At 32.9% G+C, this 22428-nt stretch carries 21 protein-coding genes and 1 riboswitch; of the genes, 18 read left to right on the top strand and 3 right to left on the bottom strand.

Annotated elements, in window-relative coordinates; translation table 11 throughout:
* Positions 1 to 285 precede the first annotated feature (285 nt).
* The 13 genes from FS935_RS02105 (at position 286) to FS935_RS02045 (ending at position 13864) form a co-directional block, all read left to right on the top strand.
* On the top strand, positions 286 to 1434 hold the full coding sequence (locus FS935_RS02105) for an iron-containing alcohol dehydrogenase (RefSeq protein WP_146945866.1): 1149 nt from the start codon (positions 286 to 288) through the stop codon (positions 1432 to 1434).
* An 18-nt stretch (positions 1435 to 1452) separates the two neighbouring features.
* Positions 1453 to 3102, top strand: a complete 1650-nt coding sequence (locus FS935_RS02100) for a sensor histidine kinase (protein ID WP_146945865.1) — start codon at positions 1453 to 1455, stop codon at positions 3100 to 3102.
* Positions 3099 to 4580 (top strand): sigma-54-dependent transcriptional regulator, encoded by a 1482-nt coding sequence (locus FS935_RS02095; RefSeq protein ID WP_146945864.1) that lies wholly within the window; start codon positions 3099 to 3101, stop codon positions 4578 to 4580. Before FS935_RS02100 ends, FS935_RS02095 begins: the two co-directional genes overlap by 4 nt.
* 221 nt (positions 4581 to 4801) lie before the next feature.
* The gene (gene adhP, locus FS935_RS02090; protein WP_146946318.1) at positions 4802 to 5815 is read left to right on the top strand and encodes an alcohol dehydrogenase AdhP; all 1014 of its coding nucleotides are present in this window, start codon (positions 4802 to 4804) and stop codon (positions 5813 to 5815) included.
* A gap of 140 nt (positions 5816 to 5955) precedes the next feature.
* Complete coding sequence (locus FS935_RS02085; RefSeq protein WP_146945863.1) at positions 5956 to 7449, top strand: aldehyde dehydrogenase family protein; 1494 nt, start codon at positions 5956 to 5958, stop codon at positions 7447 to 7449.
* 464 nt (positions 7450 to 7913) lie between these two features.
* The gene (locus FS935_RS02080) at positions 7914 to 9401 is read left to right on the top strand and encodes an FAD-binding oxidoreductase (RefSeq protein ID WP_146945862.1); all 1488 of its coding nucleotides are present in this window, start codon (positions 7914 to 7916) and stop codon (positions 9399 to 9401) included.
* Positions 9398 to 9922 carry a hypothetical protein gene (locus tag FS935_RS02075; RefSeq protein WP_146945861.1) on the top strand — a complete coding sequence of 175 codons (525 nt, stop codon included), beginning with the start codon at positions 9398 to 9400 and terminating at the stop codon, positions 9920 to 9922. Before FS935_RS02080 ends, FS935_RS02075 begins: the two co-directional genes overlap by 4 nt.
* Positions 9923 to 9938: 16 nt before the next feature.
* The gene (locus tag FS935_RS23815) at positions 9939 to 10169 is read left to right on the top strand and encodes a DUF3953 domain-containing protein (RefSeq protein WP_240050810.1); all 231 of its coding nucleotides are present in this window, start codon (positions 9939 to 9941) and stop codon (positions 10167 to 10169) included.
* 44 nt (positions 10170 to 10213) lie between these two features.
* The gene (locus FS935_RS02065; RefSeq protein WP_146945860.1) at positions 10214 to 10690 is read left to right on the top strand and encodes a 2-thiouracil desulfurase family protein; all 477 of its coding nucleotides are present in this window, start codon (positions 10214 to 10216) and stop codon (positions 10688 to 10690) included.
* Between the two features lie 70 nt (positions 10691 to 10760).
* A complete protein-coding gene (locus tag FS935_RS02060) occupies positions 10761 to 11075 on the top strand; it encodes a YnfA family protein (RefSeq protein WP_146945859.1) in 315 nt (104 codons plus the stop codon).
* Between the two features lie 384 nt (positions 11076 to 11459).
* Positions 11460 to 11963: a GNAT family N-acetyltransferase gene (locus FS935_RS02055; RefSeq protein WP_146945858.1), complete on the top strand. Its 504-nt coding sequence runs from the start codon at positions 11460 to 11462 to the stop codon at positions 11961 to 11963.
* Between the two features lie 24 nt (positions 11964 to 11987).
* Positions 11988 to 12590 carry a dienelactone hydrolase family protein gene (locus FS935_RS02050; RefSeq protein ID WP_146945857.1) on the top strand — a complete coding sequence of 201 codons (603 nt, stop codon included), beginning with the start codon at positions 11988 to 11990 and terminating at the stop codon, positions 12588 to 12590.
* A gap of 103 nt (positions 12591 to 12693) precedes the next feature.
* Positions 12694 to 12782: riboswitch (cyclic di-GMP riboswitch) on the top strand.
* A 53-nt stretch (positions 12783 to 12835) separates the two neighbouring features.
* Positions 12836 to 13864, top strand: coding sequence for a GGDEF domain-containing protein (locus FS935_RS02045; RefSeq protein ID WP_158638505.1), 1029 nt, complete (start codon positions 12836 to 12838; stop codon positions 13862 to 13864).
* Positions 13865 to 14011: 147 nt separating this feature from the next.
* Here the strand turns inward: FS935_RS02045 and FS935_RS02040 are convergent, their stop codons facing one another.
* Positions 14012 to 14788 (bottom strand): class I SAM-dependent methyltransferase, encoded by a 777-nt coding sequence (locus tag FS935_RS02040; RefSeq protein WP_146945855.1) that lies wholly within the window; start codon positions 14786 to 14788, stop codon positions 14012 to 14014.
* Between the two features lie 276 nt (positions 14789 to 15064).
* Between FS935_RS02040 and FS935_RS02035 the strand changes: the two genes are divergently transcribed.
* Both FS935_RS02035 and FS935_RS02030 read left to right on the top strand, forming a co-directional pair.
* Complete coding sequence (locus tag FS935_RS02035; protein ID WP_146945854.1) at positions 15065 to 15940, top strand: LysR family transcriptional regulator; 876 nt, start codon at positions 15065 to 15067, stop codon at positions 15938 to 15940.
* A gap of 149 nt (positions 15941 to 16089) precedes the next feature.
* Positions 16090 to 16602 (top strand): CBO0543 family protein, encoded by a 513-nt coding sequence (locus tag FS935_RS02030; protein ID WP_146945853.1) that lies wholly within the window; start codon positions 16090 to 16092, stop codon positions 16600 to 16602.
* Between the two features lie 59 nt (positions 16603 to 16661).
* Here the strand turns inward: FS935_RS02030 and FS935_RS02025 are convergent, their stop codons facing one another.
* The gene (locus FS935_RS02025; RefSeq protein WP_146945852.1) at positions 16662 to 17663 is read right to left on the bottom strand and encodes a DMT family transporter; all 1002 of its coding nucleotides are present in this window, start codon (positions 17661 to 17663) and stop codon (positions 16662 to 16664) included.
* Positions 17664 to 17875: 212 nt separating this feature from the next.
* On the opposite strand from FS935_RS02025, the gene FS935_RS02020 reads away from it, so the two are divergent.
* On the top strand, positions 17876 to 18454 hold the full coding sequence (locus FS935_RS02020) for a helix-turn-helix domain-containing protein (RefSeq protein WP_240050789.1): 579 nt from the start codon (positions 17876 to 17878) through the stop codon (positions 18452 to 18454).
* Positions 18455 to 18573: 119 nt separating this feature from the next.
* Here the strand turns inward: FS935_RS02020 and FS935_RS02015 are convergent, their stop codons facing one another.
* Entirely contained in the window at positions 18574 to 18735 is a 162-nt protein-coding gene (locus FS935_RS02015; RefSeq protein WP_146945850.1) for a DUF1540 domain-containing protein, read from the bottom strand.
* A gap of 202 nt (positions 18736 to 18937) precedes the next feature.
* Here FS935_RS02015 and FS935_RS02010 point away from each other — a divergent pair, with 202 nt between their 5' ends.
* The gene (locus FS935_RS02010) at positions 18938 to 19915 is read left to right on the top strand and encodes a ring-cleaving dioxygenase (RefSeq protein WP_146945849.1); all 978 of its coding nucleotides are present in this window, start codon (positions 18938 to 18940) and stop codon (positions 19913 to 19915) included.
* A gap of 680 nt (positions 19916 to 20595) precedes the next feature.
* The gene (locus FS935_RS02005) at positions 20596 to 22422 is read left to right on the top strand and encodes an assimilatory sulfite reductase (NADPH) flavoprotein subunit (protein WP_146945848.1); all 1827 of its coding nucleotides are present in this window, start codon (positions 20596 to 20598) and stop codon (positions 22420 to 22422) included.
* Positions 22423 to 22428: the final 6 nt, after the last annotated feature.

Raw genomic sequence — 22428 nt, 5'->3', positions numbered from 1 at the left:
TCCAGTCTTCCACATTCCTGGGTATGTAACTATATTAATAGTAAATATAATACAACAGTTTTAATACTTCACAGAAATTATTAGGTATTGTCTTAATTTTCTAAGAAAAGTGAAAGAGGAAAGCATGACAAACAATAGGGATTTTAATACATATCAAGAAACTTAACAAGTGTTAGGAAAAGACTTATAGGACGAAGTAAAATTAATCATTCCCATAGAAGAAGGAATTTTAAACTTTTGTCGAAAGGTAATAATATAAAACTTTTCGAAAAAAAGGTGATCAATATGAATATATCAAAATTTGTCACTCCTGAAATTATCTTTGGAAAATATTCAATTAAACAGGCAGGGGAAGCTTGTTTACGGCTCGGTGCTAAAAAGGTCTTAATAGTAAGTGATCAAGGTGTTGCAAATGCTGGGTGGTTAGAAAAGGTAATGAAGCATTGTTCTGATTCAAATTTACCTTTTGCAACTTTTACTGATGTAACGATAAATCCAAAAGATACAGAAGTTATTGATGGATGCCGTACTTATTTACATAATGAATGTGATGCAATAATAGGAGTTGGTGGTGGTAGTGTCTTAGATGTAGCAAAGGCCATTGCCATTCTTGCTACGAACGGCGGCTCTATTTGTGATTATGAAGGAATAGATAAGATTGATTTTCCTTTGCCACCATTGCTCATGATTATGACAACCGCTGGATCTGGATCAGAGGTATCTCAATTCTCAGTTATTGTGGATTCTAAACGAAAAAAGAAAATGACGATTATTTCAAAGTCTTTAGTACCTGATATTGCTATTGTTGATCCGATGACACTGAGTACAAAAGATAGTAGCTTAACAGCTATTACTGGGATGGACGTTCTTACCCATGCTATTGAATCTTATGTAAGTATTGCTGCAACGCCATTAACAGATGTACAGGCAAAAAATGCACTAAATCTAGTATCTGCTTATCTGCGACCTTCTGTTGCATCAAAGACGAATGAAGAAGCAAAAGAAGCTATGGCGATGGCTAGTTTACAAGCGGGGTTAGCTTTTTCAAATGCTATATTAGGTGCAGCACATGCTATCTCCCACGCAATCGGTGGTAACTATTCTTTATCACATGGTGAAATAAATGCAATTTTACTTCCTTATGTAATGGATTTTAATTTCATCGCGGCACCAAAACGCTTTACAGAAATTGCGGAATGTATGGGAATTGATACACGAACGCTTACTCAAAGAGAAGCAGGAAATGCAGCAATCTCATTTGTGAAAGAACTATCAGTTGATATCGGTATTCCTAAGCAACTACAAAAAATCGATATCTCTAATGAATTGATCAATTCCATTAGTCAAAAGGCATTGGAAGATGCTTGTATGATTACAAACCCACGTGATATGAACCTAGAACAAGTGAAAACCTTACTGAAGAATGTATTATAATCCTGGTGGTGGATCTTTATGCTAGAAGATAAACATGAAGCAATCGCATTATTAACTGGAGTTGAGTCATCTAAGAAAAACTATTATACTGAGTTGAAAAAAACCGTTGATCAACTTAAAAAGAAGAATATGCAATTGGAGATTATGAATGAATTAATGCAAAGTTTTAAGATCGACATGTCCTTAGATGAAACACTAAAAAATATGTTAGATAAACTTAGAGAGATCATAAGATTTGATCAAATCAGCTTTTTTCTATTAAAAGGCAATTCTCTGGTATTAACAAATATTGTTCCAGAAAAAAGTTATTCAATAAAAGTTGGTACAGTTTTGCCTATAGAAGGTTCTCTCTACTGGCAAGTGATAAATAATCGTCAAGTTATTTTAAAGCGCTTGCAAAAAGATGAAGATTACTTCATTGAAAAAAATTACTTTACGGATAAATATTTACAAACTATATTAGTTCTACCAATCTATAGCAAAAACAAAAGAATAGGTGTTCTTAGTATTGGTAGATGTAATAACACAGAATGGAGCTTTGATGATCTTGCGTTTTTAGAAAACCTTACAGATCATTTAGCGGTTAGTATAGAAAATGTACAATTATATCGTGAGGTTTTTCATTCAAAGCAAGAATGGGAAGACACATTTAAAGCTGTTGATGACATGATTTTTATACTTGATAAAGATATGAACATCATGCAATATAATGATGCTGTAAATACTTTTAAAAAAAATTATGAAAATTTTCATTATTTATTATTAGAAAGAGAATTCAAGGTTTTGGCAAATAATACCTATTCATTCCAGAAAACAGGTTATAAAGAGATAAATCTATCTAATCAATCGACTTATGAACTTTCTACTTACCCTTTAAATAATAATGACCAAATCATTTATGGAGTTATCGTTTATATAAAGGATGTAACTGAAAAGCGTAAAATGGAAGCTCAATTGATACATGCTGGAAAGCTTGCTGCAATCGGCGAAATGGCTGCTGGAGTTGCTCATGAATTAAATAGTCCATTAACTGCGATATTAGGAAATTCTCAGCTTCTTTTAAGAAGTTCTGACAAAGAAGATTCTGCATTTACTCTTCTACAAGATATTAAAAATTGTGGTGATCGCTGTAAACAAATAATTAAAAGCTTACTTACCTTTTCTCGCCAAGATGAATATGTTTTTTCTACTTGCTCTGTCAATGATGCAATCAAAGAAGTTCTCAACTTACTTAAATATCAATTTAAGGAGAAGAATATTGATATCATAACGAGCTTAGTCGTTGATTTGCCCGATATTGAAGCAAATCAACAACAAATTGAACAAATCATTATTAATCTTATATTAAATGCAAAAGATGCATTGGAGAGTTGTGTATTTGAGAACAAGGAAATCTATATTGAAACCTCTCTTCACATAGAGGAAATTCACATTTCAGTTCGTGACAATGGAATTGGTATTGAGGAAAATAGATTGACAGAAATCTTCCACCCATTTCATACAACAAAGGAATTTGGAAAAGGCACTGGTTTAGGTTTATCAGTAAGTATCGGCATTGCCAAAGCACATGGAGGTACTATTCATGTGGAGAGCCAAGTTAATAAAGGTAGTATATTTACATTAGTATTACCTATTCAGCAAGATAAGAATGTTGAGGTGAGCAAATGATTAACATGTTAATTATTGATGATGAAAAGGAGATTGGTAACTTTTTATCACATCTATTTGGATCTAAAGGCTTCAATGTTGTAGTAGTAAATAGCGGCAGTGAATTTTCGAGAGTAAATTTTAATCAAAAATTTCATGTAGCAATGATTGACCTTAAATTGCCTGATGCAAATGGACTTTCATTATTACATCAATTAAAAGAATTGCAACCTACTTGTAAAGCTATTATTATGACTGGCTACAGTACTGTGAAAACAGCAGTTGAGGCCATTAAGTTAGGGGCAAGTGATTATATAGAAAAACCATTTGATGATATAGATTTATTAGAAAAACAAATCGACCACTTATTAAGCTCAGCTCAACATTCGATATCAGACCATATCTCTAAAATAGCTAGTGAAGTTGGACTTATAATAGGTAAAAATCAAAAAATGAATCAATTGATTGAAACTTCATATAAAGTGGCGAAGAAGAATGTGAATGTATTAATTGAGGGTGAGACAGGTACTGGAAAAGAGGTATTATCGCGCTTTTTCCATCACGCAAGTACACAGCGAGAAGAGTCATTTATTGGAGTTAACTGTGGTGCAATCTCTGAATCTCTTTTAGAAAGTGAGCTTTTTGGTCATGAAAAAGGTGCGTTTACGGGTGCCACTCAGATGAGAAAAGGCTTATTTGAAATTGCTAATAAAGGGACTCTTTTTCTAGACGAAATTGCTGAAGCTTCTCATTCCATTCAAGTTAAGCTTCTCCGTGTTCTTGAAACAAGAGAATATATGCGAGTTGGAAGTGAAAGTATTTTACGTACAAATGCTCGTGTCATTGCAGCCACAAATGAAGATATTCAAGAAGCTGTATTGCAAAAGAAATTTAGAGAAGATTTGTATTATCGCTTAAATGTTGTTCATTTAAAAATTCCCGCACTTCGAGAGCGAAAAGAGGATATACCTTTATTAATCGATCATTGCCTACAGCGTTATCCAAATGACCATATTAGGTTTTCTGATAACGCAATAAATGAACTTATAAATTATGAGTGGCCAGGCAACATACGCGAACTATCGAACTTTATTACAAGAATTGTCACTTTATCAGAAGGGAATTCAACATATATAACTGTAGAAGATATCCCTTTTCTAAAAGGCAACACTAAATCTTCTCCTCCTAAGAGGATAAATTCAGCATTAAATGATACAAAACAAGATACTTATTTGGAAAGATATTTAGAAAATTGGTTAAATGAAACACTTTTAGTTTTTGAACAGAATGATGGAATTAGCTTAGAGGAAGTTCTTCAGCAGGTGAGAGAGTTGGAGTCACAAGTAGGTAGGTCCTTTATATTGAGAACTTTACAAGAAACACATGGTAATCGCAAAGAAGCTGCCAAACGTTTACAAATAACAATGCGAAAATTACGTTATCTTTTAAATGAAAAAGGTGGTTGTTTAAATAAACGAGAAGAAAGCTCTTCAAGATGAAGAGTTTTTTTCTTTTATTTATGGAAAAATCAAAAAAATTCAGACTTACATATTTTTGGTCATTTAAGCAGAATATCGGCAAATTCATGCCGTTTTTTTGGCTCTTTTATGAGATTATTTATGAATTTCGTGAAATGAAAGCGTTTTTAAAGTTGGCACGATTATTGCTAGATATTTAATGTATACCATTATGAGGGGGAGATTTTAAAATGACTAAAATGATGAAAGCAGCAGTTGTTAATGAATTTAATCAAAAATTAGAAATAAAGGATGTACCAGTTCCAACATTAGGGTACGGGGAAATCTTAGTAAAAATTAAAGCTTGTGGTGTGTGTCATACAGATTTACATGCAGCACATGGTGATTGGCCTGTTAAACCTAAACTTCCACTTATACCAGGTCATGAAGGTGTTGGAATCATTGAGGAAATTGCTGAAGGCGTTACATCTCTTAAAGTAGGTGATCGTGTAGGTATTCCTTGGCTTTATTCCGCATGTGGTGAGTGTGAATATTGTTTAACAGGTCGTGAAACATTATGTCCAGATCAATTGAATTCAGGTTATTCAATTGATGGCGCATACGCAGATTATTGTAAAGCACCAGCTCAATATGTCGTGAAAATTCCTGATCATCTTGATTTTGCTGAAGTTTCTCCAATTTTTTGTGCGGGAGTCACAACATACAAAGCATTAAAAATCTCTGATGCAAAACCAGGCGATTGGGTAGCAATTTATGGAATTGGTGGTCTAGGCCATGTTGCACTTCAATATGCAAAAGCTATGGGATTCAATGTTATTGCTGTTGATATTCAAGATGATAAACTACAATTAGCTAGTGAGTTAGGTGCAGATCTAACAATTAATGGATTTAATGTAGATCCTGTACAAGAAATTAAAGATAAAGTTGGTGGAGTACAAGCAGCTGTAAGTGTTGCTGTCACGAAAAAAGCATTTGAACAAGCGTACGGTTCCGTAAAAAGAGGCGGTACTCTAGTTGTTGTAGGTTTACCTAATGATGAATTACCGATTCCTATTTTTGATACAGTTTTAAATGGTGTGACGGTAAAAGGGTCGATCGTAGGTACACGAAAAGATTTACAAGAAGCGATTGATTTTGCAGCAAGAGGGCTAGTTAGAACAAATATTGAAACACAACCTCTTGATTCTATAAATGATGTTTTCAATCGTATGGAAAAAGGACAAATTAATGGACGTGTAGTTCTAACAATGTCTTAAAAGAAATATACTAAAAATAGATTTACGAACTAAAATAGTAGTTTATTACTCCTATTTTAGTTCTATTAGCTAACTCCATGAAAAATCTTCTTGTCTGTAATAGATGTAAATCAATTAATTATGTTAGGGAGTGTAAGCGTATGCAAAATGTAACAGCTAAGCAAATTGATTTAAGTCCTAGATTAGTAGAGTTTTTAAAAGAAGAGAAAAAATTATTTATTAATGGAGAATTTGTTGCTTCTCTTACAGGTAAAACTTTTGATACATTAAATCCCGCAACAGGGGAAAAACTTGCATCAGTAGCAGAAGCTGGTGAAGGGGATATAGATTTAGCGGTTAAAGCAGCTAGAGAAGCATTTGATAATGGACCATGGTCAAAGATGGGAACTGCTGAAAGAAGCCGACTTATTTATAAACTAGCAGATTTAATAGAAGAGCATAAAGTAGAGCTTGCACAGCTTGAAACATTAGATAATGGAAAACCATATCGTGAAACGTCAAATGCAGATATTCCATTAGCGATTGAGCATTTCCGTTATTTCGCTGGATGGGCAACAAAGATCGTTGGACAAACCATTCCTGTTCAAGGAAACTTCTTTAACTATACCCGCCATGAAGCAGTAGGTGTTGTTGGGCAAATTATTCCTTGGAACTTCCCACTGTTAATGGCTGCTTGGAAGCTTGGTGCTGCACTAGCTTCAGGCTGTACAATTGTCTTAAAACCAGCAGAGCAAACACCACTTTCCGCTTTATACTTAGGAAAATTAATCAATGAAGCTGGTTTCCCAAAAGGTGTTGTAAATATTGTGCCTGGTTTTGGTCAAACAGCAGGATCACCGCTTGTAAACCATCCATTAGTAGATAAAATTGCATTTACTGGTTCTACTGCTGTAGGAAAAGCAATCATGAAACAAGCAAGTGAATCATTAAAACGAGTGACTCTTGAATTAGGTGGAAAATCACCTAATATTATTCTTCCAGATGCGGATCTTTCGAAAGCGGTTCCAGGTTCATTAATGGGAATTATGTTTAATCAAGGTCAAGTTTGCTGTGCTGGTAGTCGTTTATACGTGCAGAAAAAACAATATGATAATGTAGTAGCAGATCTTGTTTCTTTAACAAAAGAAATTTCACAAGGTAATGGTTTAGTTGAAGCAACAACAATGGGTCCTTTAATTTCTGCACAGCAGCAAACCAGAGTTAAAGGATATATTGATAAAGGAATTGAAGAAGGTGCAGAAGTGTTAGCTGGTGGAACTATTCCTTATGATCAAGGATACTTCGTTTCTCCTACTATTTTTGCAGATGTTAATAATTCTATGACGATAGCAAAAGAAGAGATTTTCGGACCTGTAGTAGCAGCCATGCCATTTGATGATTTAGATGATCTTGTTGATAAAGCGAACGATTCTACCTATGGATTAGCTGCAGGAGTATGGACACAAGATCTCAAAAAAGCTCATAATATTGCACATCGTATACAAGCAGGTACAGTATGGGTAAATTGTTATAATGTATTTGATGCAGCAAGTCCTTTCGGCGGATACAAACAATCAGGTATTGGTCGCGAAATGGGTAGCTATGCATTAGAAAATTACACAGAAGTGAAAAGTATTTGGATGAATATGGAGTAAAAAAATCTATAAGAAGGTCTCTTCATTTTGTGTACCAAAACATGTATGTCAGACTTGAGATAAAGTTTTTAGATCATAGCCACTGGTTATGATCTTTTTTTGTTGTCTAATTTATTAGCTATGTTAAAGCTTAATGTTGATTTTTAGCACTTTGTTGATTGGAGGTGAATATATGAGACTCCTGCTTAGAGAAGCGTGTCAAAGGGAGACCCCACAGGCGCGCAGCTTACGAGGAGGCTCCCGGACCTAGGAAGAATTGTTCTTTGAAAAAGCCGGCAGTTGGGATTTTTCATTATTCTTCCCTGGGAAAAAACGAACTGCATTTTTTCCCAGGAAAGCGAATGCCTGTAACGGAAATCAACAACAAAGTTTAACAGAGCCAATTTATTAAATAGATAGGCAAAAAAAACCAAATTAGTGTAAAATTTAGAGGTGAATTAACTATAGGAAACTTAGGAGAATATATGCCGCTACTAACAAAAATTGCACAAAATCCATGGTTTTTAGGAATGCTCGTTTTGCTTTTTACAGCAGTTGTTTTTTTGAATATTCCAATTGAGAAGAGGAAATATGGCCTTTCACAAAGCAATTTAACAACAGACTATACAGGACTTCTTCCTGAAAAGATACATCGTGTTGTACAAACGAAAAATCGTAATGAAATACAAGAAATTGTAAAGGAAGCTAACGCAACAGGTAAGAAAATTTCTATTGCTGGCCTCCAACATTCACAAGGAGGTCACACCTACTACAAAGATGGTATTGTCATAGATATGAAAACATTTAATAAAGTGCTAGAGGTAGATGAAAAAAACAAAACAGTACGCGTTGAAAGTGGAGCAACTTGGGAGGATGTGCAAGAGGCAATCATTCCTTACGGGTTAGCACTAAAAGTAACTCAATCACAATCCATATTTACAATTGGCGGCTCTTTATCTGTTAATGCTCATGGAAGAGACATTCACTTTGGATCGATGGCAAGCACTGTAAAGGAAATGACACTTTTAACACCTACTGGTGAAATAATAAAACTCAACCGAAATGATCAAGAAGAATGGATGAAATATGTTTTAGGTGGGTATGGATTATTCGGAGTTATTTTAGATGTAACAGTAGAACTTACTGATAATAATGTCTATACCATTCAAACAAAGAGTTTAAAATCCGATGAATATGAGAGTTATTTTAGAAACATTTTAGACAGTGAAAAGACAGCCATGCATTATGCAAGAATCAGTGTTGCTCCTAAAAGCTTCTTAGATGAAATGTATGTTATTGACTACAACGAGACAGGGAAAACAGACAATAAAACTCCGCTAAAGAAAGATCAAGCTATTAGGCTTAGTAAGCTAGCTCTTGATGTTGGAAGGCAAGGTGGATTATTAGAGGATCTTTTTTGGTCAAGCCAAAAACATTATATTCAATCACTTGATGGGAAGAAAATCACACGAAATAATGCTATGCGTTCAGAATCAACATTTATGGAATATACGAAAACAGATTCTGTTGAAGTATTACAAGAGTTTTTTATTCCTGTTGAAAATTTCGACGAATATATGACTAGTTTGAAGAAATTACTTCCTTCAAACGATAAAAATGAGGATTTCAAAATTCATAATATTACTGTTCGCTATGTGATGAAAGACAACAAAACTAGCTTAAATTATGCTCGTGAAGATATGTTAGGCTTAGTTGTATTAATTCAGCATGGGGTAAAGAAAAAAAGCATGGATCGTGCTAAAGAAATTATAAAAAAATGGACAGATTTAACTCTTGAGCACAGTGGAACATATTATCTTCCTTATTATCCTTATCAGTCAAAGGAACAATTTAATAAGTCATATCCTGAATTAAAGAGTTTCCGAATAGAAAAGAGAAGAAGAGATCCTAATGAAGTATTTCAAAATGTTTTTTATGAAAATTATCTTACCTCAAGAGGGAAAGTAAGATGAATAAATCTGAAAAATATCTTCCACTTTTTGTAACAGTTGGGCAGGTAGTGATCTTTCCATATTATATTATTTGGTTAAAAGAAGCTTCTTTAACCTTCACCTTATTTGCTTTGTTATTTGCCGTATTTTCCTTTTCTGCAGCATGGGGTTATAGTGTATTTCAAAAGAAAAAAGATAAAGAAAAACATCACCTTTACCTTATTTATTTTGGTATGGCAATTGTTTATCTTATAGTAGGATACTCTAACGAAATTTCAGATGCTCTTTCATACTTGACTCTTTTACTTCAAGTGATAATTGGATATTTACAAGGATATTTTCGTTCCTGGCATGTACACCAAAAATCTTATTCCATTCATGCCGTTCATCATTATTTGCTTGTTGGTGTATCAATGATTACTCTCTCATTTATTCATATTATTTCACCGGTTTTATTTATAAGAGCTTTTGGATGGCTGCTATGTTTGGTTAGTATTAGGGAATTTTATGAGAAAGTTGCTGAAAAACACTTTAGAAATTAGGTGAAATTATTTGAATATGATTTTTCTAAGAAAGCTATTATCAATCATTATTGTTATCTTAGCAGGATACAGTTTGCTAAATAGTTACTTTGCGTTAACTCCAATTTTGATGTTTTTAATAGGGTTATTGATGACCGTAATGGGAATCGAAGAATTCAGAAGAAAACGTAAAGCGCTTGGAGTGATAATGGTTGGTGTTAGTGTTTTAAGTTTTTATGTATCAATCGAAAGTTTCTTACTAAAATAGTAGATTTATAAATAACACTAATTTCGGAATAGCAGGTGAAACATATGATTTTAGTAAGCTCCTGTTTAGCAGGTTACGAAGTTCGATATAATGGTTCACATAGTTTAAATAAAACGGTGAAACAATTACTTGATGAAAACAAAGCGACAGCGGTTTGCCCTGAATTATTAGGGGGTTTTTCAACGCCAAGACAGCCTGCTGAAATATTAGGTGGTAATGGGTATGATGTTCTCGATGGAAATGCTAAAGTGATTGATGATTCAGGTAGTGATGTTACTGATCTTTATATAAAAGGAGCTTATTTAACTCTTGAAAAAGCAATAGAAGTTAAAGCAACAATGGTCATACTTAAAGAGTATAGTCCCTCTTGTGGAAGTTCGATGATTTACAATGGTGAATTTAAAAATCAAAGAATTGTAGGAAATGGTGTAACAACAGCTTTATTAATGAGAAATGGAATAGAAGTTTTTAGTGAAGAAAACTTGATTGAAGGTTTAATAGATAGTATAGAACTAGGTTAATTTAATTATGTTGGTTTAGATTGTGAAAAATAGTTTTAAAAAAGAGGATGTGATTTAAAATTTATATACAATGATCATGTTTTTGTTAGCAGGGATAGCCGAGATCGGTGGAGGTTATCTTATTTGGTTATGGTTAAGAGAGGGGAAACCGTATTATTTGGGGATTGGTGGAGCAATATTACTAGCTTTATATGGAATTGTTGCCACATTTCAAACTTTCCCATCATTCGGTAGAGTTTATGCTGCTTATGGTGGGGTTTTTATTATTTTATCTGTTTTATGGGGATGGGGTGTTGATCGCAAAACACCAGATTTATATGATTGGGTTGGGGCTAGTATTTGTCTTATTGGTGTTTCCGTGATGTTATTTTCTCCTCGTCAATAATTAAATAACTAAATAGAGTTATGAGTTGATAGGTGTCATAATTAAAATATTGATATTGTTAATCATAAATGGGGCATTGAAAGTGAATTAGCACCATTAGAAGGTCATTAAAACGGCGATGAAGGACATAACGCATGTGGAGTAGTGAGGAAATGGTCTTCATCTAGTAGAAGTATCTTATTAATTAAAATAATTAGTTTAATACATATTTGTAATTTATAGGATATTGAACATATATATGAATTTAATAGAGTCATTATAAGAAGGTTAAATTATCCTTCTCACTGGTTTTATTAACATCGTTTATCCTGCTTTCTTAAAGTTTTTATTTTTTAATTATTTTATTCAATATGTTAGGAAGTATTAAGAAGTGAGTGAGCTGTTATGAGTAATGAAATAGTTATTAGACAAATGTGTTCTAAGGATTGGGATTATGTTAGGAATATTTATATAGAAGGAATTGCTACAAAAAATGCCACCTTTCAGAAACACGCTCCCTCTTGGGAACAGTGGGATTTAGAACATATTGTTAATTGTAGATTTGTTGCTCAAGAAGATCATGTTATTTTAGGATGGGCCGCTTTAAGTCCAGTATCATCAAGATCAGTGTATTCTGGAGTTGCGGAAGTAAGTCTTTACGTTAGTCAAAGGTGGAAAGGAAAGGGTATTGGAAGCCTACTTTTGCAGTCATTAATTGAACAAAGTGAAGGTAGTGGATTTTGGATGCTACAATCGAGTATTTTCAAAGAAAACTACTCTAGTTTATACATACATAAGAAATACGGTTTTCGAGAAGTAGGAAAACGTGAGAAGATTGCTAAGTTAGATGATAAATGGAGAGATGTCATTTTATTAGAAAGAAGAAGTCACAAGGTTGGAATTAATTAAACAATATTTTTAAAGGACGATAGAATGATAACAATATGTAATGAAACAGCTACAACAGCAATTATTATTATTCATGAAATTTATGGTATAAATGATCATATGAGGTACATATGTAGCAAGTTATCTAAACAAAATTTTGATATTATTTGTCCAAATTTATTGAAAACAGAAAAAACTTTTGATTATAAACAAGAACATGATGCATACACCTATTTTAGAGATTGCGTTGGGTATGAACAAGCTGTTGAACAAATTCAACAAATAGTTATTACTAATAGAAATAAGTACGAAAAAATGTTTTTATTAGGGTTTAGTGTTGGCGCAACAGTAGCTTGGATGTGTAGTGAAGAAAAACATATTGACGGTGTTGTTGGATATTATGGCTCTAGAATTAGAGATCATCTACATATTTTGCCAAAATGTCCTGTTCTATTATTTTATCCTGAGATAGAGAGTTCTTTTACCGTTGAGAATTTAATTGAAAGTTTAATTGAAAAAGATATAACAACAATGCAGCTAAAAGGAGAGCATGGATTTAGTGATCCGTATAGTAACAAATATCATTGTGAATCAACTCATCAAGCGTATAATCAAACCCTTATCTTTTTGATGAACTCTAGTATATAGAGGGGAAAATAATCGTGTTGTGTTACTTGTATTAATTCTCAATTAATAGGATAATAGACCTAATGCATATAATAGATAATTAAATGAGTAAAAAACCTAATAAAGTTGTTAAAGGCAATCTCATTGAAAGGTGAGTACGCAAAACTAGAGGGGCTAAGTTCTTTTATAAGAATAAGCTAGCCAGTTACCGATTGAGATAAAAATTAGTCAATATGATTAGTTTTTTTAATTAGGAGATGAAACAAATGGTCAATCAATTAACCAAATTCGAAGAAATGAAGCGTAAATTATATGTATTGATTTTGCCTGTTATCATTACTGCATTAGCGATAAGTATATTCTATAGTGATGATACACATAACTTTAACAATTTTGCTGTACCATCACTTTTGGTTGTTTATAGTATTTCATGGTTTTTAATCTACATGAGAAAATGGTTTCATTATGTAGAATACTTTAATGTGCTTTTAATAAGTGTGTTACATCTACTTAAGTTCTTTGATATTGTCTACAACGACATGGTTGTTGGACAAAGTATTTCTACTGGTAGTGCTACCTATTGGACACCACTTGTATTTGCATTTGTCTTTGTTACTCTTAAAAGTAGGAGTAGCGTAGTCTATTCTTTTGCACTTTGGTGTTTAACCTTAGCAATAGGATTGTATTATTGGATTGATATTCCTTATTATGCTCGTGAATCACTTGTTCATTATTTTCTGTCAAATTTCGTTTATTTTATATTTCTATTTTTTTCACGCCATATTATTAGCGCTTTCACAAAAGCTGAGATGCTAGAAAAGATAGCTTATGAGGATTCTCTTACATCTATTGCAAATAGACGGATGGTTTACCTATGGTTAGAAAGAGCATTGAAAAAGGACCAACAGTTTTCTATTATATTTTTTGATTTAGATCATTTTAAAAGAATAAATGATGAGCACGGACACCTTATTGGAGATAAAGCTTTAGTTGAGGTAACTTTACTAGTGAAAAGTATGCTTAAAGAAAGTGATTATTTTGGACGTTGGGGTGGAGAAGAGTTTATAATTTTGTCATTTAAAAGAAATAAACAAGAAACGATTGATTTTGCTGAACTGTTGAGAAAGGCAATTGAAACTCACGATTTCCCAGGAGTAGATCAAGTCACATCTAGTTTCGGTGTTGCTGTAGTCCATAGTACAGATACAGCTGAAACAATAGTAAATAGAGCAGATGATGCTTTGTATATAGCAAAGAATAATGGCCGAAATCAGGTTCAATACAAAGAAATTTAATATGGGTAGTCTACATGTTTATAGTTTTGTCGAGTCTTGGTGATAACGACCAAGACTCTTTTTATAAGATTTGTAGTAGATAGTGTTTGCTAAAGGAAACTAAAGCTTGTTATCGATAGCATGAAGTTTAAGTTTAAACGAAATGTTTTAATTCTTCATTCCAATCACACGAATTCTTTTATAATCAGCTAACCACTTATCCTCCTTATATAATTGTTCTTTTAAGTTTAATTGCACTTTAGATATCATTAAGTCTTTCATTTCAGGAGTAATACCAGTAAACATTTGACTAGCGAACATATTAATCCAATTTTTTATACCATTTTCACCTTCTAATGGTGTGGGCCTATCAAAGTGGTGTGAAAAGGTAACTCTAAACCCAATTTGTTCCATTAAAGAAGTATATTCACCAATACTCGGGAAATACCAAGGGAATATTTCCATGTTAAACTCGTATCCAAATTCCTTCATTGTCTTAATAATTTCATCAGCAATTATTTTAATATTTCCTTTACCGCCAAATTCCGCAATAAATCTTCCGTTTTGTTTTAAACTATTAAAAATACATTCTAGTGCGATTTTAGGTGTTTTTATCCAGTGGAGTGTTGCATTTGAAAAAACGGCGTCAAACTCTTCATAATAGGTTAATTCTGTTGCATCGCAAACATTAAACTCTATCTTAGGGTATTTTAATTTGGCTTGTTTAATCATATTCTCCGATTTATCAACACCAATAACTTTTACTCGTTTATCAGATAAGCTCTTCGCTAGATCTCCTGTGCCACAGCCTAAATCAAGAATTTTTTCACCTTCTTTTGGATCTAATAAATCAACTAAATCATTGCCGAACTTAGAAACAAATGAATGGTTGCCATCATACAAAAGAGCGTTCCATGTATCATTGGATATTTGGATTTTTGTCATATTGATTTTCTCTCCTTTGTTTTAATTTAAGGCTGGTTAAATAAATGTTGATCTTAAGCAAGTAAGTCTTCTGATGGATTGCTTGTAAAGGGAGATCCCAAAGTAGCTTGACTAAGTCTCCCATAAAAGTGAATGTCTGTAGGTGAAATCAACAAAATAGAGCCTGAATTAAAACTGTATATATTTGTTAAATTTAGTATAATTGATGTTAAATATAATAGGAATTAACAAAATTAATTAAAATCAATAACGTTCTGTTATTAGAGAGTGGTAAATATGGAGATTAAATGGTTAAGAACCTTTATTATTGCAGCGAAATATGAAAATTTCCGTAAAACATCTGAACAATTATTTTTAACTCAGCCAGCTATAACAAAGCATATAAAGAAACTTGAGGATTACTTAGATATTAAGCTGTTTGAAAGAATTGGAAAGAAAATTACACTTACCTCTGCGGGATATCATTTTCTTCCGCACGCTAAGGAAATTGTATCGAAATATGAACAAGGTTTAAGCGATTTCGATTTATGGAAACAAGGATATAAAAGAAAATTAGTGATTGCAACATCCCCACAAATAGCAGCATCTGTACTTCCAGTCATTTTAAGAAGATTTATGGAAATCCACCCAGATATAGAAGTGTTATTAAATATTTTGAATTCCTATGAAATAGGTTTAGAAGTTAATGAAGGTAGAGCAAGTCTAGGGTTAACGAAAATACAACCAATACAAGGTAATTTGAATTGTGAAGAAGTACATAAAGAGCCTGTTATGTTAGTGGGACCATGGAACTCGGAAAGTTTTAAGGAGACTAATGAGCAACAATTGTTTGAGAAATACAGAGTTATTACACATAACCACCCTGAGTATTGGGATCAACTTGTTCATGATCTAAAAAGAAATTTCCCTCATATTAAAACAATGAAGGTAAATCAAATAGAAATTACAAAACGATTGATTGAGGAGGGACTTGGGGTATCCTACTTACCTTTGACAATGGTGAAGGAGGAGATTAAGTCACAAAAGTTAATAGAAATTAAATCAGAAAAAATTAGTCTTCCTACATCATCAACTTTTGTATTAACGAAAGTGAAAACGAGTGAGGTATGTTCATTTGTAAAATATTTTAAGCAGGAAATAGAAAAGTATTAGGTAAGAGAAGTAGGTTTTAAAAGCAAATGTGGTTTTGGTCATTAATCATCTCATCTCATATCCTGAACGTATATTGAATAGACGGACTTCTTAATGTGAATAATGGCAATAGGTCTCAATAAACAAAAAGATTTTGAGGGATGTAAGAAATGTCAGAAGCTGTTAGAGAAGCGATTCAATTAAACCATTATCATTTAAGCGCTTGGTACCCATTATTAACTATATTCGGTTATATTTTAATTCTGAGTTACAAAAAAACGATGAATCTAACTAAGTTAGAGATATATGTTTCGAGCCTTTTTGCACTATATCTTTCTATCATTACAGATTATCTACTTGGAATGACATTTAATTTTTATGACTATTACGACACTGGTGGAGATATTTGGACTCCTATAACAGTCATTCCATTATATATACTGACAAACATTGTCTTTTTAAATTACTATCCATTTCATTCTTCGACTCTAAAGAAATGTTTATATATCTTTATCTGGTGTGTTTATGCTATTGCATGGGAATGGTTTGCTGTTACTTATACATCTTTTTTTAATTATAAAAAATGGGAATTATGGTATTCAGCTTTCATTTATCCTTTTTTGTATTTTCTATTATTAGCAAATATCAAATTAATCAGAAGGCTAGATAGAAAAAGGTTTTAAGAATAGAATTCATAGTAAAACTGAGGCTATTTACTAAAATTGGCCTCAGTGTATATTCATTAACCTTTAATAGGAGCCTCACTATTTAATTTCTTTCCAAGTATCTTCATGTCTGATTGTGAATGGTTTTTGTGAGTGAAATAGCTATGTAATAGCATTCCAATTATGATTAATAATAGTCCGATAAAAGTCCAGCCTTTTGGTAATGGAGATGATAATAATAATGTCTCACCGATAATGACGAAGATTACTTGAGTTGATTGAGTTGCTTCTACCGCTGCTAATTTACCTTGATGATTTTTCGAACAATCTGTTGCTATGAAAAAGAGTGTTGTTGCAATAACACCTGAACAAATTGCCACAATAAAGGACTGTAGGATTTGTTCGCTAGAAGGAAGCCCAACACTAAAGATCCCGAATCCACTTAAAATGAACCAAAATGGCAGGCTAACTAATGTCATCCCAAATACTCTTTGAAAAGTATCTAATCTTCCACCGCATACTTCCATCATTTTTCGATTTCCTAAAGGATAAGCAACTGAAGCAATCAGGACAGGTAATACGCCAAGAACTAGTTCATGAAATGATAGTTGACTAGCTTTTTGAAGCTGAATCAAACCTACACCAAGTAAAATAACAAGGGATATTAAAAAAGACTTTAGTTGTAAGGTATTTCTTACGCTTATTGTACCTTCTTTTGTTTGTACAGTATGAAAGAATAAAGGCCCTAACAGTGTGCCAGCAACAATTGTTAGCTGCCATGATCCGGCAACAAGCCATCCTGGTCCATATGAAGCAGCAAATGTTAATGGTGCATAAAATAAAACAAAGCCAACAAAGCTCCAGCATACCCATTGAAAAGGGTGTTTTTTTATTTCAAGCAACACTTGTTTAATATTCTTTCTTGCAAGTACAATGAGAAATAGAAAAGGAATCATAAACATAAAACGCAAAGAAGAGCTCCATATCCAACTTCCACCTGCGAGTTCCATTGAACGATTTAAAATAAACGTTACAGCAAAAAACATGGAAGCAAAAATCCCTATTAGTATTTCTCTCATCAAACACCCAACCTTTATACTTGTATTTATGTATAGTATAATATACTTATAATTAAATATATTATACCTTATGCTGTGCAAATGTGTTAATGATAATTTTAATTCTTTATATTTCTAGTCGTTTCTAAAGGCTCTTTTTTTGAAAAGAACATTCCAATGTTCATTTTTTGTACCCTGAAATAACAATTTATGTATAAAAGGAGAAAATGGTTGTGGATCATCATAAAATAAATAACGTTGAAAAACTAGCGAAGCAAATCGGAGAAACACTAAGAAAAATAAGACTTGAAAGAAAAATAAGTCTGCAAGAATTAGCGGAACTAACAGAAGTAAGTAAATTAACTTTGGGTAATATTGAAAGAGGTGAAGCAAATCCTTCTCTTGCTGTTATTTGGAAAATTGCCAATGGTCTTACTATACCTATTTCGACATTACTTAACGAAAGTAATGAGGTAGTTATTTCACGGAAGAATGAAGGGAATAAAGTTGTTAGTGCAAATGAAGCGTGTACATTAGAACCAATTTTTGATACATCTTCATACGGATCAATGGAGATTCATCGTGCATTTTTGAAGCCTAATAGTGAGTATTGTCCAGGTTCACATCAATTAGGTGTAGTAGAATATGTAACAGTCATGAAGGGTGAAATTATGATTAAAGTTCAAGACGAGAAGTATCATCTTTATGAATATGATTCAATAAAGTTTAATGGTGACTTCGAACATACTTATATCAATCCAACAAATTCTGAAACAGTAATCCACTTTGTTATGACATACACGAAACGATAAAATTGAAAATTTGTAGTTTTTTTGAAGAAATTTCTTTCTAAATGAATAATAATGATAATTATTTTCAATACTAAACTTATAAAGAGACAACCATGGTAGTGGTTGCCTCAGTTGGGAAATTAAAGATCAGATGGTTCGAATGTTTTGCAATCAGTTTCAGCGCTAGATGAAGCATTTTTTTCTTTATGATTAACTACATAAATTTGACTTGCACCACATTTGTTTTCGTTGCTAATATTATGAACACAGCTGTTTACTTCACATAATACGTCTAATGCCATTGTTTAAACACCTCCTTCATGATTAGGATGAACAATTTTAGGTGTTCCTATTCAATCAGTATAGATTTATCATGATGAAGCTTATTTAGAGGTTCATTATTATATAGAATTTGACACGGTTTTTATCTCTGTGTTATATTTATCTCGAATTAAAGATACTTCATACTGAGATAATAAGGTATTCAAATAGGGGGAACAATAAATGAACCATTTAAAAGGAATCCACCATGTTACAGCTATCACAAGTAGTGCTGAAAAAAATTATGAGTTTTTCACATATGTATTAGGGATGCGTCTTGTAAAAAAAACAGTAAATCAAGATGACATTCAAACGTATCATTTATTTTTTGCTGACGATACAGGAAGTGCGGGAACAGATATGACGTTCTTTGATTTTCCAGGAATTCCAAAAGGGACACATGGCACAAATGAAATATCAAAATCATCATTTCGTGTACCAACTGATTCTTCATTAAACTATTGGGTAAAACGTTTTGATCGCCTTCAAGTAAAACATGAGGGGATTCAAACACAATTTGGGAAAAAGACATTATCATTTGTAGATTTTGATGATCAACAATATCAATTGATTTCGGATGAATTTAATAAAGGTATTTCTTCAGGAACACCATGGGAAAATGGACCAATTCCACTTGAACATGCAATAACAGGACTAGGGCCGATTTTTATTCGAATAGCAAATTTTGAACAGCTTAAAGAAGTACTTGAAAAAGCTCTATTTTTTAGAGAAATTGATCAGAATGGTCGTTTCCATTTATTTGAAGTGGGTGAAGGAGGAAATGGTGCACAAGTAATTGTTGAGCATAACGAGTCTTTACCACAAAGTCGTCAAGGATTTGGAACAGTTCATCATGTAGCTTTTCGTGTAGAAGATCGTGCTGCATTAGATGAATGGATAAACCGTCTAAGCACAATAGGATTTTCAACATCTGGTTATGTTGATCGTCACTTCTTTGAATCACTATATACAAGAGTTGCACCACAAATACTGTTTGAGTTTGCAACAGATGGTCCAGGGTTTATGGGTGACGAACCTTATGAAACATTAGGTGAAAAATTATCATTGCCTCCATTTTTAGAACCAAAGCGTGAATCAATTGAAAAATTAGTCAGACCGATTGATACTATGAGAAGTACGAAAACCTTTATAAAGGAATAATTCCCCACAAAAAAAGTCAACAAATACTGTTGACTTTTTTACTTAATCCGATGAATGAGATCATTATAGTTAACTAACATAATTGCTTGAGTTTCACCATCTTGGATTTCGCAAAATGCGTTTCCATGATCAAAGAAAAAGTAATGGATTCTACTACTATAAATTACTTTTTGTCCCATTTTAATAAGGATCATCCTTAATTTTTATTTTCAAAATCTAGAAAATAAATACAGGTGATACCGGTTTAATATTAGAAATTGAATAATTAAATTATAACATAAAATGTATCTTAACCCAAGTTTAGAAAATAACCCTTTATTTTAACTTTTTATTTATAAATATTAAAATCTGAGTGTTCTCTGCTAAAAGATGGTTATATTGGCTGAAAAGAAATATCTTTGCTCCGTTTCTATTATTATGATCTTTTCTATTATTATATTCGCTAAAATTACAGATATATTGAAAATGCAACAATAAACTACATGAATACTTCTCCTTAGAATGGTAAAATAACGATATAAAGTACTATAACTATATTTAATCGTTATAATAACTAAATCCTATTTGACTTATAGGAATAGTGAATCTATTATAGTAGTATTCATAAATTTACTGAAAAGTTTGATCAAATTTTTGAAATCGTATAAAAATAGTTTTATTCCTATGTGAGGTGGATATCGTTGCAACTTCAGGTAATGAACAGTCCTTTTAGTCAGGAGCAGGCAGAGCTACTTAATAAATTACTGCCAACATTAACAGAATCACAAAAAATCTGGCTTAGTGGATATTTAGCTGCAAACCAAACAGCTGCAGCCTCTCCAGTAGTTGGAGAAACACAAGCACAAGCTAAAGTAGAAACAAATGTGGAGCCAATATCAAAAGAAGTGACAATTCTTTTTGGATCACAAACTGGAAATGCTCAGTCACTTGCTAACAGTACTGGTAAAACATTAAAAGATAGAGGCTTTGAAGTTACAGTATCTTCAATGAGTGAGTTTAAACCTAACAACTTAAAAAAAGTTAAAAACCTCCTAATTATCGCAAGTACTCATGGTGAAGGTGAGCCACCTGATAATGCGATCTCTTTTCATGAATTCCTTCATGGACGCCGTGCTCCAAAACTTGAAGATTTACGCTTCTCTGTTTTGTCACTTGGAGATAGTTCGTATGAATTTTTCTGTCAAACAGGTAAAGAGTTTGATCAAAAGCTAGAAGAACTTGGTGGCACTCGGATATTTAATCGTGTTGATTGTGATCTTGATTTTGATGAACCAGCAGCAGAATGGGTTGAAGGTGTATTAGCGGGATTAAGTGATGCACAACAATCTCAAGGTTCTGGTTCTGTTGTAGGTGAAACCACAGCTACACCACAATTAGCAGAATCTGCTTATTCAAGAACAAACCCATTTAAAGCGGAAGTTCTTGATAACTTAAATTTAAATGGTCGTGGATCTAATAAAGAAACACGTCATTTAGAGATTTCGCTTGAAGGTTCAGGTCTTACATACCAACCTGGTGATAGTTTAGGAATTTACCCTGAAAATGATCCAGTATTAGTAGATTTACTTCTTGAAGAAATGAACTGGGATGCCGAAGAGATTGTTACATTAAATAAACAGGGTGATGTATCACCACTTAAAGAAGCTTTACAATTACATTTTGAAATAACTGTTTTAACGAAACCATTATTAGAACAAGCATCAAAATTATCAGCTAATGAAGACTTGAAGAAGTTATTAGAGGATAGTGAAACGTTAAAAGCATATATTAATGGTCGCGATTTACTAGATTTGGTTCGAGACTTTGGCCCTTGGGGTGTTTCGCCACAAGAATTCATCTCAATTTTGAGAAAAATGCCAGCGAGACTTTATTCGATTGCAAGTAGTTTAGAAGCAAATCCTGAGGAAGTCCATTTAACAATTGGTGCAGTACGTTATGAAACACATGGTCGTGAAAGAAATGGCGTATGTTCTATTCTTTGTTCTGAACGATTACAGCCTGGGGACACGCTGCCAATTTATATCCAAAATAACCAAAACTTTAAATTGCCACAAAACCCAGACACTCCAATTATTATGGTTGGTCCTGGAACGGGTGTAGCACCATTCCGTTCTTTCATGCAAGAGCGTGAAGAAACTGGAGCAGAAGGAAAATCATGGATGTTCTTCGGTGATCAGCATTTTGTTACAGATTTTCTTTACCAAACAGAATGGCAAAAGTGGATTAAAGATGGAGTGTTAACTAGAATGGATGTTGCTTTCTCACGCGATCAAGAAGAGAAGGTATATGTACAGCATCGTATGCAGGATCATAGCAAGGAATTGTTTGAATGGCTTCAAGAAGGAGCTGTAGTTTACATTTGTGGTGATGAAAAGCATATGGCACATGATGTACATCAAACACTTATTGACATTATAGAAAAAGAAGGCGGGTTAAGCCGTGAAAAAGCGGAAAGCTACCTTGCTGACATGCAACAAAATAAACGCTATCAACGCGATGTATATTGATTTTTG

It is taken from the genome of Metabacillus litoralis (assembly GCF_007994985.1).
GTDB classification, from domain to species: domain Bacteria; phylum Bacillota; class Bacilli; order Bacillales; family Bacillaceae; genus Metabacillus; species Metabacillus litoralis.
Note: the sequence above shows the minus strand (reverse complement) of the source record. Positions and strands in the feature narration are given on the sequence as shown.

Coding starts and splice junctions, on each gene's coding strand:
- FS935_RS02080 (WP_146945862.1), top strand. CDS start 7,914: ATGCCGCTACTAACAAAAATTGCACAAAATCCATGGTTTTTAGGAATG.
- FS935_RS02095 (WP_146945864.1), top strand. CDS start 3,099: ATGATTAACATGTTAATTATTGATGATGAAAAGGAGATTGGTAACTTT.
- FS935_RS02065 (WP_146945860.1), top strand. CDS start 10,214: ATGATTTTAGTAAGCTCCTGTTTAGCAGGTTACGAAGTTCGATATAAT.
- FS935_RS02040 (WP_146945855.1), bottom strand. CDS start 14,788: ATGACAAAAATCCAAATATCCAATGATACATGGAACGCTCTTTTGTAT.
- FS935_RS02050 (WP_146945857.1), top strand. CDS start 11,988: ATGATAACAATATGTAATGAAACAGCTACAACAGCAATTATTATTATT.
- adhP (WP_146946318.1), top strand. CDS start 4,802: ATGAAAGCAGCAGTTGTTAATGAATTTAATCAAAAATTAGAAATAAAG.
- FS935_RS02015 (WP_146945850.1), bottom strand. CDS start 18,735: ATGGCATTAGACGTATTATGTGAAGTAAACAGCTGTGTTCATAATATT.
- FS935_RS02060 (WP_146945859.1), top strand. CDS start 10,761: ATGATCATGTTTTTGTTAGCAGGGATAGCCGAGATCGGTGGAGGTTAT.
- FS935_RS02035 (WP_146945854.1), top strand. CDS start 15,065: ATGGAGATTAAATGGTTAAGAACCTTTATTATTGCAGCGAAATATGAA.
- FS935_RS02100 (WP_146945865.1), top strand. CDS start 1,453: ATGCTAGAAGATAAACATGAAGCAATCGCATTATTAACTGGAGTTGAG.
- FS935_RS02055 (WP_146945858.1), top strand. CDS start 11,460: ATGAGTAATGAAATAGTTATTAGACAAATGTGTTCTAAGGATTGGGAT.
- FS935_RS02085 (WP_146945863.1), top strand. CDS start 5,956: ATGCAAAATGTAACAGCTAAGCAAATTGATTTAAGTCCTAGATTAGTA.
- FS935_RS02045 (WP_158638505.1), top strand. CDS start 12,836: ATGGTCAATCAATTAACCAAATTCGAAGAAATGAAGCGTAAATTATAT.
- FS935_RS02075 (WP_146945861.1), top strand. CDS start 9,398: ATGAATAAATCTGAAAAATATCTTCCACTTTTTGTAACAGTTGGGCAG.
- FS935_RS02025 (WP_146945852.1), bottom strand. CDS start 17,663: ATGAGAGAAATACTAATAGGGATTTTTGCTTCCATGTTTTTTGCTGTA.
- FS935_RS23815 (WP_240050810.1), top strand. CDS start 9,939: ATGATTTTTCTAAGAAAGCTATTATCAATCATTATTGTTATCTTAGCA.
- FS935_RS02010 (WP_146945849.1), top strand. CDS start 18,938: ATGAACCATTTAAAAGGAATCCACCATGTTACAGCTATCACAAGTAGT.
- FS935_RS02030 (WP_146945853.1), top strand. CDS start 16,090: ATGTCAGAAGCTGTTAGAGAAGCGATTCAATTAAACCATTATCATTTA.
- FS935_RS02105 (WP_146945866.1), top strand. CDS start 286: ATGAATATATCAAAATTTGTCACTCCTGAAATTATCTTTGGAAAATAT.